We start from the raw sequence: 17275 nt of genomic DNA, 5'->3' as shown, positions 1-17275 counted from the left end.
ATCCGTAGAGATGAAGACTATTATACGCAATTTTCTGAGCATCTTAAGGCGTTTTAAAACAGCCACAGTTCTAAATATTTTAGGTTTATCCGTTGCATTTATGGCTTTTATGGTCATTTTTATGCAACTGGATTATGATTACAATTTTGATAAAATGCATCACAATTGGGATCGTATTTATCGGGTAGAATTGACATGGGACAGTCAGGCGCAAGCAATTATATCTCGTCCTTTGGCAGATGTCATTATCCAATCTTCTCCACATATTGTAGCTGGGGCTATTTCAAGTTCTTTTGGAGGTGAGATGTTTTTTTCCGTTGAAAACAACGGTAACCGACATACTTTTGAAGAAAGTATAATCAGAGTCTATCCGTCTTATATGGATGTTTTCGAATTTGATCTATTGGAAGGCTCAGGAAAAGCGTTGGAAGATCCGGAAAAAATATTGATCCCGTTCAGTCTGTCTCAGAAAATGTTTGGTCAGGTCTCTGCTGTCAATAAAGTGATTCATACAGAATTTCAGAATTATACAATAGGAGGGGTGTATAAAGATTTTCCTAAAAATTCAATCGTGAAAAACGGGATTTATCTCTCTATACCGGCAAATGAAAATATTAATAGTTGGGGAAACAGTAATTATGAACTTTATATACGGGTTGACCAACCGGAAAACAGCATTCATTTAATCGACAATTTCAGAAGAAATTTTGACTGGAACACTTTAAATGAGAATTATAAGTGGGTAGGAGATGCTGGTCAGCGATTAACCAATATCAATGATATTCATTTCATAAATGATGCTACATACGATTTTGCCCCCAAAACAAGTAAACAGACGCTTTTAGTCTTATTGGGGATTGCATTTGTGATTATCTTGATTGGTGGAATTAATTTTACCAATTTCAGTACGGCATTAACTCCCATGCGCATAAAAAGCATAAATACGCAAAAGGTGTTGGGTGAGAACGAACATAGAATTCGACTTTCTTTAGTGATTGAAGCAATGATAATCTGTTTTATCTCATTTTTAATCGCCTTGGGGTTTGTGCATTTGCTTCAATTTACTCCGGCCGTTCACTTAATTGATGCCGATATTTCTATCCTTATTCACCCGTATATCGTTATTAGTACATTGGTGATTGCCCTAGTTACAGGTCTGTTGGCAGGTCTTTATCCCTCTTATTATATGACTTCATTTCCTCCAGCATTGGTTTTAAAAGGAGGTTTTGGTTTATCTCCCAAAGGCAAGCAATTAAGAAGTATCTTGATCGGTATCCAGTTTATGGCCTCTTTTGCATTAATTATAGGAGCTTCATTTATGTATTTGCAAAATTATTACATGCAAAATTCGTCTCTGGGTTATGACAAAGACGAACTGATTGTAACGAATATCAATCGCACAATAAATAAAAACAGGGATGCTTTTTCCAATCAAATCCAGTCGTTTGCTGGTATTGATGGAGTGACCTATTCGGAGAATCTGTTATCCAGTCAGGATCAATATATGGGGTGGGGAAGAAAATTCCGGGACAAAGATATCGTTTTTCAATGTTTACCTGTTAATGCCTCTTTTCTGGAAGTGATAGGAATAGACGTTTTAGAGGGGCGTAATTTTCGCGAAGAGGATCAATTGACAAAAAATGGCGTATTTATCTTTAACCAGCGAGCGCGTCATGATTTTGCATTAGAGTTAGATGAAGAGATCGAAGGGATAAAAATTATAGGGTTCATGCCAGATGTTAAGTTCTCTTCTTTCCGGACAGAGACGACTCCGATGGCCTTTTATGTGTGGGGAACCGAAAACTGGGGTAATCAACCCCAATATGCCTATGTAAAAGTAAAAGCAGGTTCTGATCTACGAACAGCGATGAAACATGTACAGGAAACCTTAATAAGCTTTGATTCCGAATATCCTTTTGACATCCGTTTTTATAATTCGGTTTTAAATAGTACGTATGAAAAGGAAAGACGTTTAAGTGCACAGATTACATTATTCAGTTTGATCGCTATTTTTATTTCTATTGTAGGAGTTTTCGGATTAGTAGTTTTTGAAAGTGAGTACCGAAAAAAAGAGATTGGTGTCCGAAAAGTATTAGGTTCAACAACACAAGAGATACTGATTCTATTCAATACCAGCTACTTTCGGATCGTGTTCTTCTGTTTTGTTTTTGCTGCTCCAGTGGCCTATTATTCCATTTCACGTTGGCTGGAAAATTTTGCTTATAAAACACCGATATACTGGTGGGTTTTTATACTAGCTTTTCTGATTGTTTTAGTAATCACCTCAATAACCGTCACATTTCAAAGTTGGAGAGTTGCCAATGCTAATCCGGTAGATAGTATTAAAACCGAATAATGAAATAGATACATTTTGTGGTTTAACAAAAAAAATACATCCGACCTGTGAAGGCCGGATGTATACTTTACCCTTCCGGCGTTGTCTCCGGATTCGTTTCTTCGATCGGATCTCTTTTCACCACTTCTGTGACGATTTGTTGTTCCTCTTTATTAAATCCGACAACAATTTGGTCGCCTTCACCCACAGAAGCACGAATGATCATTTCCGCCATTTCATCTTCCAGGTATTTCTGAATGGCTCGTTTCAATGGACGAGCTCCAAACTGAACATCATATCCTTTTGAGGCGATGAAATCTTTTGCTTCTCCTGTGATCACCAATTCATAACCTAATGCGCAAACGCGTTTATACAGTCCTTCCAGTTCGATATCTATAATCTTATGGATCGCTTCTTTATCCAACTGGTCAAACATGATAATATCATCTACACGATTCAGGAACTCAGGGGCAAACGCTTTATTCAACGCTTTTTGTATCACTCCACGAGAGAAATCCTTATCCGAATCACCTCCCTGGGTATTGAAACCTACACCGCGACCAAAATCTTTCAGTTGGCGGGTTCCAATATTGGATGTCATGATCAATATCGTATTTTTAAAATCAATCCGACGTCCCAGACTATCTGTCAGACGCCCTTCATCTAAAACCTGTAGGAGTAGGTTGAATACATCCGGATGTGCTTTTTCTATTTCGTCCAATAAAACGACAGAATAGGGTTTGCGACGTACTTTTTCGGTCAATTGTCCACCTTCTTCATATCCGACATATCCCGGAGGAGCTCCGATTAATCTGGACACAGCAAATTTTTCCAGATACTCACTCATATCAATACGCACCAATGAGTCGGAGGAGTCGAACAGATACTCTGCCAATTTCTTTGCCAGGTGTGTTTTCCCTACACCAGTAGGACCAAGGAACATGAATGTACCGATCGGTTTGTTGGGATCCTTTAAACCGACCCGATTACGCTGTATCGCTTTCACGATTTTCTGAACAGCTTCATCTTGTCCAATCACCTGCTTTTTGAGTATTTCACCCATTTCCAATAGCTTGATATTTTCAGCCGTAGCAATACGCTGAACAGGTACACCCGACATCATGGCGACCACTTCTGCCACTTTATCTTCATCCACCGTTTCACGATGTTCCTGCATCTCCTGTTCCCATTTCGATTTGGCTGCTTCAAGCTGTAAGAGGAATTGGCGTTCCTTATCCCGGAAACTGGCTGCCAATTCAAAGTTTTGCGACTTAACAGCAGCTAATTTTTCGACTTTAGTATCTTCAATTTTTGCTTCTAATTCTTCTATGCTTTTGGGTACGATAATATTGGAAATATGAACCCGGGAGCCGGCTTCGTCCAACGCATCGATCGCTTTATCCGGGAAATTACGATCACTGATATAACGTTCTGTCAATTTGACACACGCCTCCAGTGCCGCATCCGTATAAATGACATTATGATGCTCTTCATACCTTGGTTTGATATTTCTCAGGATTTGCAAGGTCTCTTCCGCTGTGGTCGGATCTACAATAACCTTTTGAAAACGACGTTCCAAAGCACCGTCTTTTTCAATGTTTTTCCGGTATTCATCCAATGTTGTTGCACCGATACATTGTATCTCTCCACGTGCCAGAGCCGGTTTTAACATATTGGCCGCATCCATGGATCCGGAGGCCGAACCGGCACCGACAATCGTATGGATCTCGTCGATGAATAAGATGATATTCGGATTTTTAGACAACTCATTCAGAATCGCTTTAATACGTTCTTCAAACTGTCCGCGATATTTCGTTCCTGCCACAATAGAGGCCATATCAAGGCTTATTACCCGTTTGTCGAACAGAATGCGTGATACTTTCCGTTGAACAATACGTAAAGCCAACCCTTCAACAATGGCCGATTTACCCACGCCGGGTTCTCCGATTAATACCGGATTGTTTTTCTTACGTCGACTCAGGATTTGTGCCAGCCGTTCAATCTCTTTCTCACGTCCAACAATCGGATCCAATCTGTTTTCAGCAGCGGCTCGAGTCATATCGGTACCGAAGTTATCCAATACGGGCGTATCGTTAGGCGATTTACCTTGTGCCGCTCCTGAGCCCGGTCGATTTTCACGACGTCCGGAGAAACTGTCATCCTCTTCTTCATCGTCATCATCGTCAGTATATCCGTCACTGATTTCATCGACCTCTTCATAGTGAGTCAATCCTTCACTACTGATCAGGCAATTGTGTACGGCACGATAACTCACACCGGCATCATTCAATATTTTAGCTGCCAGATTTTTCTCTTCTTTTAATATCGCCAAAAGCAAATGTTCTGTTCCGGTTTCTTCGTGTTTAAAGATTCGTGATTCCAGCATACTCATACGCAGTATACGTTCGGTTATTTTGCTGATTGAGATTTCCTGTTGGATAGGTTCTTCAGAATCAAATGTATTTCTGATTTCGTTTTCTATCTCTCTTTTTATATCTAATACATCTGTATTCAAATCATGCAATAGCTGCAAGGCTTTTCCCTCACCATCCCGAATGATCCCAAGCATTAAGTGCTCTGGCCCGATGTAACTGTTTTGTAATCTGACAGCCTCTTCGCGGCCGTATTCAATGACATCGATCAATCTTTGTGAATAGTTATTTTTCATCTTTTATATATAAATGTAGACTATGCAAATTTAATAAACTCTTTGTATCTAAACAGCAAAATCCGTGCCATTGTTCAGGAAATATGTTTAGGAAAACTGTTTTTACTATTTTTGTCGCTTCTCTCTTCCCCAAAGGGCAATATTAGGATACTTTCCTGATCGTATAGAAAAATGATCCTTTACATATAAAATTCATTTTGAAGAGAAAAATTCATTTGACATCTGTCAAACGATCATTTCACAATTGTCGAATGATCGTTTGATAATTATAGAACGATCGTTCGACAGTTATCAAACGAATTACTGTTTGAAGTTTTTTTGAATAAAGGTTTGCATCTTGCCGAAGAAAGACCATGAGAAAACGATTGTGATAACCATCACCTATCCGGTCAATTTGTAAAAATTAGGCTTATTTGTTTTCGTAATCACCGGAAAACCCTTACCTTAGTGCGATTTTTTCAGAGATGGGAAATGGTATTTAACAAATTTAAATCTAAATGGTTGATCAAGACAGAATTATAAAGATTAACATCGAGGAAGAGATGAAATCGGCCTACATTGATTACTCAATGTCTGTGATCGTTTCGCGTGCGCTTCCTGATGTGAGGGATGGTTTCAAACCGGTTCATCGGCGTGTATTATTTGGTATGAATGAATTGGGGAACACATCCGATAAACCTTATAAAAAATCTGCCAGAATAGTTGGAGAAGTTTTAGGTAAATATCATCCACACGGAGATTCATCCGTCTACTATGCGATGGTTAGAATGGCTCAGCGGTGGTCCTTGCGCTACCCTTTAGTCGATGGTCAGGGTAACTTCGGATCAGTCGATGGCGACAGCCCTGCTGCTATGCGTTATACGGAAGCTCGGTTGAGTAAGATGGCGGAAGAGATGCTTCGGGATATTGATAAAGACACGGTTGATTTTCAGCTGAACTTTGACGATACCCTGAAAGAACCGACTGTATTACCCACACGTATACCCAACCTTTTAGTCAACGGTGCCTCCGGTATTGCTGTCGGTATGGCAACCAATATGGCTCCTCACAATATGAGCGAGGTATTGGACGGATGTATCGCATATATCGATTCGCGTGGAGAAATCGACGTAGAAGGATTAATGGAATATGTTAAAGCACCGGATTTCCCGACAGGTGCAACCATTTATGGTTATGCCGGAGTAAAAGATGCCTTTGAAACGGGTAGGGGACGCGTTATTCTTCGCGGGAAAGCAGAGATCGAGTTTGAAAACAATCATGAAAAAATTGTTATTACCGAAATACCTTATTTGGTGAATAAAGCGGAGTTGATCAAACACATTGCTGATCTGGTCAACGAAAAGCGATTGGATGGTATTTCGAATGTCAACGACGAGTCCGACCGTACAGGAATGCGCATCGTTGTTGATATCAAACGTGATGCCAATTCCAGCGTCGTATTAAATAAATTGTACAAACTGACGGCTTTACAATCGTCGTTCAGTGTGAATAATATTGCACTTGTCAACGGACGTCCGCGCCAGTTGAACCTGAAAGACCAGATTAAAGCATTTGTTGATCATCGCCAAGAGGTGGTGATGCGTCGTACACGTTTCGAACTCAAGAAAGCAGAAGAGCGAGCGCATATTCTGGAAGGATTGATTATTGCTTCGGATAATATTGATGAAGTCATTGCGATTATTCGTGCTTCTACAAATCCACAAGAAGCGATCGACAATTTGATGAATCGTTTTTCGCTTTCAGAAATACAGGCTCGTGCGATTGTCGAAATGAGACTTCGTCAGCTGACCGGTCTGGAACAGAGCAAATTGCGTGCAGAATATGAAGAGGTTGAAAAACTGATAGCCTATTTAAAAGAGATCCTGGAGAACGAAGATTTGTGTATGCAAGTCGTTAAAGATGAACTACAGGAAGTCAAAGATAAATATGGCGATGAACGCAGAACTGAAATCATATACGCTTCGGAAGAATTGAATCCGGAGGATTTCTATGCCGATGATGAGATGATTATCACTATTTCGCATATGGGGTATATCAAACGTACACCGTTGAGCGAATTCCGTGCACAAGGACGTGGCGGAGTCGGTGCTAAGGGATCGGAAACGCGTGATGAAGATTTTGTGGAATATATTTATCCGGCATCCATGCATGCTACATTACTTATATTCACAGCACGTGGTAAATGTTACTGGCTGAAAGTATACGAAATACCCGAAGGCACGAAGAATGCAAAAGGACGTGCGATCCAGAACCTGTTAAATATTGAAGCAGGAGACCGGATTCAGGCGTTTATTCGCGTGAAGAAATTGACAACAGATATCGACTTTATCAATTCACACTACCTGCTCTTCTGTACAAAGAAAGGGGTGATCAAGAAAACATTGTTGGAAGCTTATTCCCGCCCACGTCAAAATGGAGTGAATGCAATTACACTGCGTGAAGACGACGGCCTGATCCAGGTTAAAATGACGAATGGTGACAATGAAGTGATCATTGCCAACCGAAATGGCCGTGCCATCCGTTTCCATGAAAGTAAAGTACGTACAATGGGACGTACAGCCTCCGGGGTTAGGGGGATGACTTTAGACGATGATAAAACGGATGAAGCAGTAGGAATGATTACGATTAAAGACAAGGAAGCCGAAACAATTCTTGTCGTATCGGAACAAGGATACGGAAAACGTTCGCATATTGAAGATTACCGTATAACCAACAGAGGAGGTAAAGGTGTTAAAACCATTCAAATTACGGATAAAACAGGAAAACTTGTTACGATCAAAAATGTTACGGATGAGAATGACCTGATGATTATCAACAAATCAGGTATAACAATCCGCATGAAGGTTGCAGATATTAACGTGATTGGCCGAGCCACTCAAGGAGTGCGTTTGATCAATCTGGGCAAACGTCATGATGAGATTGCTTCGGTCTGTAAAGTGCTGACTGAAAATGACGAGAAAATAGCTGAAGAAAAAGCGGAACGTGATGCGCTTCAGGAGATGGCGATACATGAAAGCGGTCTACCTACAGATGTTGATCCAACCGATCCAACATCCGCAAACACGGACAGCCAGGAAGAAAATGAAGATTTAAATCAAGAGTAATCAAATAGTAGAATATTAATTTCAAATTAGAATCGCAAAATGAAACGAGTATTATTAACAGTTGCACTATGTGTAATAGCTACAGCATCTTTTGCTCAGAAAAAAGCCGTTAATCAGGCGCAAAGTGCTGCGAAAGGAGCCAAGGGTAATTTTGAAGAGGCTCGCACGCTCATAAAAGGAGCGTTAGAAAATCCGGAAAGTAAAAACGATCCGAAAACATGGTATGTCGCAGGATTTATTGAAGATCAACAGTTCAGTGCTGAAAGAACCAAACAAATCCTGGGTCAGCAACCCAATGAACCGGTGATGTATCAGGCTTTGATGGGCGTTTTACCTTATTTTGAAAAAGCCTATGAATTAGATCAGTTGCCTGATGCAAAAGGAAAAGTAAACCCTAAGCATACAAAAGATATCAAAGGTATTTTAAGTGCGAATCACATCTATTATATCAACGCTGGGGCTTTTTATTTTGATACGAAAGATTACCAGAAAGCGTATGATGCATTTGAACAATATCTGCAGATTTCAGATCTACCGTTCTTTAAAGGCGAACCTGTTGCTGCCAGAGATTCTAACTATATGACTGTTCAGTTCTATGCAGCTGTTGCAGCCACTCAGTTGAATAATCCTTCATTGGCTATTGCTACTTTGGAAAAAGCAAAACAATTTAATTACAGAGGTAGCGACGTTTATCAATACCTGGCTTATGAATACGAACAACAAAACGATTCGATCAATCAGGAAAGAACTTTAGAAGAAGGTTTTAGCAAATATCCGGAAGAGAAATATTTCTTGTTGAGTTTGATTAACAATTACATCTATTCAAACAGAAATGAAAAGGCGATCGAATATTTGAATGCAGCTATCGCTCAGGATTCGTCAAATCCACAGCTTTATGATGTTATGGGACGTGTTTACGAATCAGGTATGAACGATTCGGAAAATGCTGAAAAATATTTTGTAAAAGCATTGGAGATCGATCCTAATTATGCAGATGCATTATCTAACCTGGGACGTATTTATTACAACCAAGGGGTAAACAAACAAGGGGATGCCAATCAGATCACAGATAACAAACTTTATCAGGAAGAGTTGGCAAAAGCTAAAGCATATTTCGAAAAGGCACTTCCTTATTTCGAAAAAGCTCGTCAATTAAAACCTGAAGAGAGAGACGTTTTAGTCGCTTTGAGAGGTATTTATTACAACCTGAATATGGGTGATAAATTTGAAGAAATCGAAGCTGCTATGAACAAATAATAGCTTCCTTAATAATATTTAGAAATGGCTGTTCCTTGTGGGATAGCCATTTTTTTTATCCTAAAAAATCGAATTGTTGGTTAACAATTGAATATAAAGTGTCCAAAGCGGATGAGTAATACAGAAAAATGATGTATTTTTGCTGTTTGAATGAAAGACAAAATAATATTCCCTTCTATATGGAACGCTATTTGATCATTAAGACGAGAGACGAATTACTACGAATAAAAATAGGACAAATATTGTATTTTGAAGCAGATAGAAATTACACGAAGTTGTTGCTGTCAAGCGGAATACAATTTACATTCGCTATAAACATTGGAAAAATAGAAGAGTTGTTAGAACGACAAGTTGCCGGCTCCAATAAAATATTGATGCGTGTTGGGAAAAGCCATATCATCAATAAAAACCATATCTTACAGATAAATTTACCTAAACAGCGATTACTGCTTTTAAGTAGTGAGAATAAACCGAAGGAACTGGTCATTTCAAAAGATCCGTTAAAAGTGTTAAAAGAGTCGCTTGAAAAGGAAATGGGAAAGCCTGTTGAAAAAGAAGGGTGAAAATGATTATCACAATAGGAAAAGCGAAAGAGAATGATTTTGTTGTAAATGATCCGCATGTCAGCCGCCATCATGCCAGCCTGATACGCGATGAACATGGTGTATGGTTTATAGAAGACAAAGGATCAACAAACGGAACGTTTGTCAATGAGTCGCAAGTTGTGAAAAAACGGATTACTCCAAACGACAAGATTCGGCTTGGTGATAAATATCTTTTAGATTTTCAGGAAGTTATAAAAAGCAATAACGATTATAGCGAAGAGTTTGCACGATTAAAAACTGTTTATGATAATTATATTCAATCCAAAATTAAAATACAGTCATCTAACCAGTTTAAGATCCGATTATTTCAATCGCTTCCATTTGCTATACCGGGAATCATTGGAGTAATCATCGGCTTTTTAGGAAAAGGGAGTTCAAACTTATTTCTATTGAGTCTGCTTATTGTCGTATGCGCCCCGACAATCGGGATCTATTTGGGAGCAAAACAATCAGCTAAAATACCCCAACTACTACAGGATATTACCAACCAATTTAAAATAGACTATGTCTGCCCCAAATGTGGAACCTTTTTAGGAGAGATACCCTGGGAGTCTCTGAAAAACAGAAAACACTGTCCGGTTTCATCCTGTCAGGCAAAGTGGATAAGAGAATAACTGTTTTGTAATCTAAAGTAAGCCTTTCGTACAATAATCCCAACCCTTTGATTATAAGATAAAATTATGTGATTGTTTTTCCATTCCTTTTTCTACTTTTGCTTTGATAAATTTTAGATTGAATACAACTATGCAAAAGGAAGATTATACGTTTGTTACGATAGACAGTGATGATGTACTGTGGGATGATGCTGTTGTAATTGATGTAGATGGAGAAGACGGACTATTGGATGCTGTTATGATTGATGAAATACCGGATAGTTCTGATTTTATCATGCTTTCAGATGATACCGTTATGTTATCAGATGCTGATATGCTTGATATCTCTTCTGTCGATATGGATATAGATAGCGCAGACTTTTCTATTATTCTATGATTTCAATTAAATGTCCACATTGTCATGTCGGATTAAAGGTTGATGAGAGGAAACTTCCTCCCAACATATCGTCATTCAAATGTCCGAAATGCAAAGAAGCAATACCTATTTCTTTGTTATATAACCAAACCGAGGACGATAACGATACGATTGTTATCACTTCCCGGAAACTATTTACAGCTGGTAAAATAACGGTTTCATCGGACGAAAATACGCCTGAACAGACGTTTAAACTTTTCGAAGGCATTAATATAATCGGTCGTAAATCACAAGCGTCAAAAGCGACGATAGGAGTTATTACTACCGACAAATCGATGAGCAGGGAGCATATCATCATCGAAGTAAAAAAAGAGACAAAAGAAAACTATAAACATTATCTCTCCGACAATAATAGCAAGAACCATACGTTATATAATGGGAACTATCTGGAAAACGGAGAAGTAGTTGTATTGAATGATAATGACGAAATAATTATCGGACGTACAATACTTCGTTTTAATGAATAAAACGACTCTTGTTATATGAACATCTCTATTGGTAAACCTAATGCTATCTGTGAGAAAGGGGGAAGGTTGAATAATGAAGATTCTATTTATCCGCAACCCGAAGCCATTCAGGTTGATCAACGCTTGTTTTTAGTGTGTGATGGCGTTGGAGGTGCCGAAAAAGGGGAAATAGCCAGTTCATTAGCTTGTGAATCAATTGCGACTTACTTCTCGACCTATCTGGAAAGAGACAAAGACCCTTCTCCTGATTTTATTCAAAAATCTATTCAATATACTGAAACTTGTTTCGATAGTTATATCTCTCAACATCCTGAAGCCAAAGGTATGGCGACCACTATGACCCTTCTTTATACCGGGCATTCGGGCGTTTTACTCGCCCATATCGGGGATAGTCGGATTTATCAATTCAGAAACAATCAGATTCTCTATCAGACGGAAGATCATTCACTGGTAAATTCTTTGGTGAAATTGGGAAAAATAACAAAAGAAGAAGCCTCTTTTCACCCGCAAAAAAATGTCATTTTACGAGCTATACAGGGCGATGATCGTCCCACAGAAGCAGATGTCGTACTTTTAGATGATATACAAGAGAATGACATCTTTTTTATGTGTACGGATGGAGTACTTGAACAAATCAACGATCTTGAATTAAGTCAAATCGTCTCTCAACATAAATCATCAGAAAATATTAAAGATGTTTTATTTGAATCATGTAATGGCCGGACACGTGATAATTTTTCATTTTACATTATTCCGATACAAAATGTTCAGGATAATGGAGGTTTTAAACAAAATATTCTCTCTTTTCTTTATTCTTTTGTATAAAAAACGTATTTTTGGCTAATAAAAGAATTACGTTTGTGTCTATGAACTTGCCTGATGGATATCTTCTGCAAAAAGGAAAATACAAGCTTGCTAATGTAGTTGGTCAAGGCGGCTTCGGCATTACCTACAAAGGCATCTGGTACACAGAAGTAAAAGGCTCATTAGGCACAATACAAACTGACGTCCCTGTCTGCATCAAAGAGTATTTTTTTAAAGATTATTGCTATAGGGATACCTCAAATAAAGTACAGGTTCATTCTGAAACCGGAAGAAATTTATTTCACAAATTTAAGGAAAAGCTACTCAAGGAAGCACGTATATTGTCGGCTGTACATCATCCGTATATTGTGAATGTACTTGAAGTCTTTGAAGAGAATAATACGGCATACATTGCCATGGAATATATTTCAGGTTTGTCTCTTAAACAATTGATGGAGAGAAACGGCTTGATGCCGGAAGCAAAAGTCTTAAGATATGTTCGCCAAATAGGAGAGGCTTTACAGTTTGTGCATGAAAATAATATTGTTCACTTAGATATAAAACCGAGTAATATCATTGTTGATAAACATGATAATGCGCGTCTGATTGATTTTGGTGTAAGCAAACAATATGACGACGATCATCATGAGACCAGTACAACGATGATGACACTGTCGAAAGGGTATGCCTCAATCGAACAATACGATAATAAAGGGACTCAAATTTTTTCACCCCGTCCTGATGTGTATTCACTAGGAGCTACGATGTATAATCTGCTGACAGGCAAAATACCGACTGAGTCCATATTGAGAGCGACACGTCCGTTAATAGAGCCGATAGAACTTAATCCACACATTAGCCCAAAGACGAATGCTGTCATTATTAAGGCGATGCAAGTTGTTCCTACAGATCGTTTTGACAGTATCGGTGAAATGATGGAAGCGTTAGAACTTCCTGCTATTGAAAAAAGTGTTGCTGCGGAAAGAAAAATTTCAGATGAAAACATATCGGAAGAAGGAGATACAACTGTTATATACCCTCAAATAAAAGGGAAAAAAGTATTCAACCTGGAAGATGAACAAACAGAGGTACAAACTCCGCCATTACTTCCTAAAAGGAAAAAAAGAAAAGGCTCTATAATTGCAGCCTTTATTGGTTTTGCTATTGTGGCTTCGGCTGTAACCTTGTTTTGGTATAATCAAAGAACGATTATAGAGACGACTGAATTTGTGAATCCTATTCAGGAGGAAACCAATAACAACGAGGAGCATCCATTAAACGGACAACAGGATATTGAAACGCTCACGACACCGGCAACAAACGCTTCTGATATTCAGCAGAGCACTCTTTCAGAACAAAGCGTAAGTGTTCCCAATAATGCAATAGTCAGTCAAATAGAAGAGAATACGATTCCTACTATTACAGAAGAAGGTCTTCCTCCAATAAATGCCGATACCGAATATGTAGCTTTTCTCGAATCAGGAAAAAAGAAAATGAGTGAGGGTGATTTTATGGGAGCCGAACATGATTTTACGAGCGCTACAGAATTTAAAGCAACAGAAGAGGTGCTTGCTCTGCTCTTTGAAGCAAAAGAAAAAGCAAAAGAAAAAGCGATAAATGAAAAACGATCGTTGTATGAAGAAAAGATGACTTTTGGAGATTTAACGATCGTGCGAAAAATAGTAACACAGAAATATGGAGCGATTGATAAAGAAGCTAATGAACGTATACCTTGTAAATATTTGATGAGCAGAAGATCGGAAAATAACCGGGCTTTTGAGCGTGAAGATAATTTGTTCGACATCTATAATGAAGAAGGAATGTTGATAAGTGGTGGTGTAACGTCTTATTAAAATGCTTTATGAAAAAACTTTTATTGTTATTAATATATACAATGCTACCTCTTTATGTTGTGGCGCAGCAACTACAAGAATATAATAGAAAAGGTGATGAAGCAATGGCTCGTCGCGATTTTTCAGATGCACAGATGTGGTATGAAGAAGGGGTTGTTTATTGTGATCCGTATAGTATTGAAAAGCTGACTACAATATGGCTGGCCAATGAACAAATGCGCCCTTCCATGCGAATATTGATGAGTAAATGCTTTGATTGCCTTGAAGCTAAAGCTGTACAAAATGATACAACAGCAATCTCCCAATTAATCACTTACTATACAGAAGGGATTGGACATTCCCGAAACGAAGAACTGGCTCTTCAATGGGAAAGTCAGTTAAAACAATTACAAAAGCCGGTTACCCCAGTCATAGAAAATGAACAAAGGATTACATCTAAACCTGATATGGTTTTTTTTGTCGGTTATGCTTTTTCCATTCAGGCACCATTCGGATTGACTATAGGTGGTATGTTCGACAAAGTTGGCTGGTATGTACGGGCAAAAACAAATGCCTCCTTTCGTAAAAATAATTATACCTGGGAAAAAGGGAGTATTACGGAAATAGGGAAAGAGGATGAACTGGCCTATACGTTTGATAAAAGCCGGTCAAAAAAGATCAATAGCTATTCTATTACGGCCGGTGGCGTAGTAAGAACTACCCCATGGCTATATACCTCTATCGGTTTGGGATATGGAGAAAGAACGCTGTTATGGCCTGTCAGTATAACAGACTATGATGGAAACACCCAATCGGACAGATGGTGTAAGAATGTGGATACATCGTATAAAGGTATTGCTGCAGAAGTCGATTTTATGATAAGATACAATTCGTTATTTATGAGTATCGGTTGTAGTACGATCAGTTTTGAATATATCGACCTTAATGCTGGAGTAGGAGTATTCTTTTAATTCAGAAAACAATGAATAAACTATATTTATATATCACGTTTTTATTGACTATCCCACTTTTTTTCAGTTGTATAGATGACCCTGATATGCCTGATGGTATACAGAATGCACATGCACCGTCTGTTGAGATAATAGGAATAGACCATATTACTGCATTTTCGTTCAATATAAATGCACAGGTTGTTCGGGAAAATGGAGATAAAGTCGTTGAAAAAGGGTTCTATTGGAGTACGGATTCTGTTGAAGTAAAGAACGGTAAAGCGAAATCAATAGTTATAGATATAGCCTCTGATTTTACAAGTTCGATTGATTATCTGGCTGACTCAACAAGATACTATGTCAGTGCTTATGCAAAAAATTCACTTGGTGAGATTGGACTCAGCAAAATTGATTCGGTAATCACCCGTACCGGTTCAGGAAAAATAACAACAATTGATCCGGAAGAGATATCTGTCACTTCTGCCATATCTGGTGGTATCATTGATCCTACTTTAGAAGGAGAAGTCATACGTTATGGCATTTATTATTCGGTAGAAGATATGTCCACATCTTCTATCAATAAAGATTCAGTTCAGGTCAACAATGCATTAGAACCTGATATTTATACGTTTAAATTAAAATTTGAAGATCTTGAAGAAAACACCAAATACTATATCCGGGCATATATAGAAACCCAATATGGCATCATTATAGGTAATCAAAAAGAATTTACAACAAAAAAAGGGAAACCAACGATTGCCTCATTTGTCGAAGAATCAGTAGGTTACACAGGTGCTCTATTCTCTGCGCTTATAATTGATGAAGGAGCGTCTCCTGTTATAGAAAGAGGATTTTATTATAGTGAATGGGAAGATTTTGCAATAGCAGATACAATCACTGTCGGAGGAGGTATAGGACAATTCCGTGGATTTTTAGAAAATTTATTACCTGAAAAGAGTTATTTTATCAAAGCTTATGCCGAGAATGAGGCTTTTGGCGTAGAAGAAACTGAAGTATTGCAATTTACAACCTTAAAGGCACTACCTACAGTTTCGACACTTTCTATAGCACTAACCACAAGTGAAGATGCTGTCATTGTAAAGGGAGAAATACAAGATGTTGGCATATCGAGAATTTCAGAAGTTGGTATATGTTGGGGGGCATCTGATGTTGCTGAACCAACAATTGAAAAAAATGATACGATTCATGCTGCTTTCAATGGGGTGTCGTTTAGTCATACAATAAAACTTAAAGGAAGTACGACTTATAACATAAGGGTATATGCCAGAAATGATGCCGGTATTAGTTATGGTCAAACAAAAGAATTTACAACTCCTTTGATTTTTACAAATTCTGCTGTTTTTGATGGTGGAACTCGAATGAGAGGAGCTGCTGCATTTTTCGCGATCAAAGGACAAGGATATCTTTTAGGAGGAAACGATTTACATTCAATGATTGATGAATTCTGGACGTTTATTCCAAACAAAGAATCCAGCAATGAAACCTGGATACAAAAATACCCAAGTTATCCGTTGAAACGATCCTGGATGGCTACGGCATGTACAAGTGAATCTGTAATGGTTTTTGGCGGTATTAACGAGAATAATAAACCGACAAACGACTTTTATTATCATAATATATATACTGTCTCCTGGTATAAGATTAATATAAATGGTGATTTGCCGGAAGCACGTTCCAGTAGCGCCGGATGTTATGTGAAAGATAATGCCTTTTTCATTGGGGGGGAAAAGGAAAACCGGGTTAAAACAAATGAAGTATTGAATTATATCGAACCAGAAAGAAGATGGATTCAAAAAACACCTCTTCCTGAAGCACAATTCAACAGTATTGCAGTCGTGATTAATGACGTCATTTATACCGGATTAGGGGAGACTGAGAGAGGAACATCTCCTACTGGCAGTAGAAAGTTATGGTCATCTTCTGATTTAGGAGACACTTGGGTCTCTGAAACAGATCTGCCTTCTACCGGTGGTCTTATTCGCGCCGGAGTAGCTTTGGATCAATCGATCTATGTGATAGATGATAATGGTTATATATGGCAATACAATACGGAAGAAAAAAAATGGACAAAAAAATCGCGACTACAGGAAAACAATCGTGAGATTTTCTGTATGTATGCACTAAACAACCGTATATATATCGGTTTTAGTTCAGGCACCAGACAATTAATTAGCTACGACCCACGCTGGGATAAATAACCCCC

12 protein-coding genes are annotated in these 17275 nt (G+C 38.4%); 11 read left to right on the top strand and 1 reads right to left on the bottom strand.

Translation table 11 applies throughout. From position 1 onward, the window contains the following. Positions 1–10 precede the first annotated feature (10 nt). Positions 11–2356 (top strand): ABC transporter permease, encoded by a 2346-nt coding sequence (locus M2135_RS01590; protein ID WP_280746822.1) that lies wholly within the window; start codon positions 11–13, stop codon positions 2354–2356. 67 nt (positions 2357–2423) lie between these two features. Here M2135_RS01590 and M2135_RS01585 read toward each other — a convergent pair whose 3' ends face one another. Continuing rightward, complete coding sequence (locus M2135_RS01585; protein WP_280746821.1) at positions 2424–5003, bottom strand: ATP-dependent Clp protease ATP-binding subunit; 2580 nt, start codon at positions 5001–5003, stop codon at positions 2424–2426. A gap of 497 nt (positions 5004–5500) precedes the next feature. Between M2135_RS01585 and gyrA the strand changes: the two genes are divergently transcribed. The 10 genes from gyrA to M2135_RS01535 all read left to right on the top strand — a co-directional run bounded on the left by gyrA (position 5501) and on the right by M2135_RS01535 (position 17270). Continuing rightward, complete coding sequence (gyrA, locus tag M2135_RS01580) at positions 5501–8107, top strand: DNA gyrase subunit A (RefSeq protein WP_280746820.1); 2607 nt, start codon at positions 5501–5503, stop codon at positions 8105–8107. A 39-nt stretch (positions 8108–8146) separates the two neighbouring features. Continuing rightward, positions 8147–9364, top strand: coding sequence for a tetratricopeptide repeat protein (locus M2135_RS01575; RefSeq protein WP_280746818.1), 1218 nt, complete (start codon positions 8147–8149; stop codon positions 9362–9364). Positions 9365–9543: 179 nt separating this feature from the next. After that, positions 9544–9927: a LytTR family DNA-binding domain-containing protein gene (locus M2135_RS01570; RefSeq protein ID WP_280746817.1), complete on the top strand. Its 384-nt coding sequence runs from the start codon at positions 9544–9546 to the stop codon at positions 9925–9927. Between the two features lie 2 nt (positions 9928–9929). Next, positions 9930–10583 (top strand): FHA domain-containing protein, encoded by a 654-nt coding sequence (locus tag M2135_RS01565; RefSeq protein ID WP_280746816.1) that lies wholly within the window; start codon positions 9930–9932, stop codon positions 10581–10583. A 130-nt stretch (positions 10584–10713) separates the two neighbouring features. Beyond that, positions 10714–10959 (top strand): hypothetical protein, encoded by a 246-nt coding sequence (locus tag M2135_RS01560; RefSeq protein WP_280746815.1) that lies wholly within the window; start codon positions 10714–10716, stop codon positions 10957–10959. Further along, positions 10956–11465, top strand: a complete 510-nt coding sequence (locus M2135_RS01555; protein ID WP_280746814.1) for an FHA domain-containing protein — start codon at positions 10956–10958, stop codon at positions 11463–11465. Before M2135_RS01560 ends, M2135_RS01555 begins: the two co-directional genes overlap by 4 nt. A 15-nt stretch (positions 11466–11480) precedes the next feature. Further along, positions 11481–12290: a protein phosphatase 2C domain-containing protein gene (locus tag M2135_RS01550; RefSeq protein ID WP_280746813.1), complete on the top strand. Its 810-nt coding sequence runs from the start codon at positions 11481–11483 to the stop codon at positions 12288–12290. An 11-nt stretch (positions 12291–12301) separates the two neighbouring features. After that, positions 12302–14122, top strand: a complete 1821-nt coding sequence (locus M2135_RS01545) for a serine/threonine-protein kinase (protein ID WP_280746812.1) — start codon at positions 12302–12304, stop codon at positions 14120–14122. Positions 14123–14130: 8 nt separating this feature from the next. After that, the gene (locus M2135_RS01540; protein WP_280746810.1) at positions 14131–15072 is read left to right on the top strand and encodes a hypothetical protein; all 942 of its coding nucleotides are present in this window, start codon (positions 14131–14133) and stop codon (positions 15070–15072) included. Between the two features lie 11 nt (positions 15073–15083). Next, positions 15084–17270 carry a hypothetical protein gene (locus M2135_RS01535; protein ID WP_280746809.1) on the top strand — a complete coding sequence of 729 codons (2187 nt, stop codon included), beginning with the start codon at positions 15084–15086 and terminating at the stop codon, positions 17268–17270. Positions 17271–17275 lie beyond the last annotated feature (5 nt).

It is taken from the genome of Parabacteroides sp. PF5-9 (genome assembly GCF_029893105.1).
In the GTDB taxonomy this organism is placed as follows: Bacteria; Bacteroidota; Bacteroidia; order Bacteroidales; family Tannerellaceae; genus JARXWG01.
Note: the sequence above shows the minus strand (reverse complement) of the source record. Positions and strands in the feature narration are given on the sequence as shown.

Coding starts and splice junctions, on each gene's coding strand:
- M2135_RS01550 (WP_280746813.1), top strand. CDS start 11,481: ATGAACATCTCTATTGGTAAACCTAATGCTATCTGTGAGAAAGGGGGA.
- gyrA (WP_280746820.1), top strand. CDS start 5,501: ATGGTTGATCAAGACAGAATTATAAAGATTAACATCGAGGAAGAGATG.
- M2135_RS01540 (WP_280746810.1), top strand. CDS start 14,131: ATGAAAAAACTTTTATTGTTATTAATATATACAATGCTACCTCTTTAT.
- M2135_RS01585 (WP_280746821.1), bottom strand. CDS start 5,003: ATGAAAAATAACTATTCACAAAGATTGATCGATGTCATTGAATACGGC.
- M2135_RS01535 (WP_280746809.1), top strand. CDS start 15,084: ATGAATAAACTATATTTATATATCACGTTTTTATTGACTATCCCACTT.
- M2135_RS01565 (WP_280746816.1), top strand. CDS start 9,930: ATGATTATCACAATAGGAAAAGCGAAAGAGAATGATTTTGTTGTAAAT.
- M2135_RS01590 (WP_280746822.1), top strand. CDS start 11: ATGAAGACTATTATACGCAATTTTCTGAGCATCTTAAGGCGTTTTAAA.
- M2135_RS01570 (WP_280746817.1), top strand. CDS start 9,544: ATGGAACGCTATTTGATCATTAAGACGAGAGACGAATTACTACGAATA.
- M2135_RS01555 (WP_280746814.1), top strand. CDS start 10,956: ATGATTTCAATTAAATGTCCACATTGTCATGTCGGATTAAAGGTTGAT.
- M2135_RS01560 (WP_280746815.1), top strand. CDS start 10,714: ATGCAAAAGGAAGATTATACGTTTGTTACGATAGACAGTGATGATGTA.
- M2135_RS01575 (WP_280746818.1), top strand. CDS start 8,147: ATGAAACGAGTATTATTAACAGTTGCACTATGTGTAATAGCTACAGCA.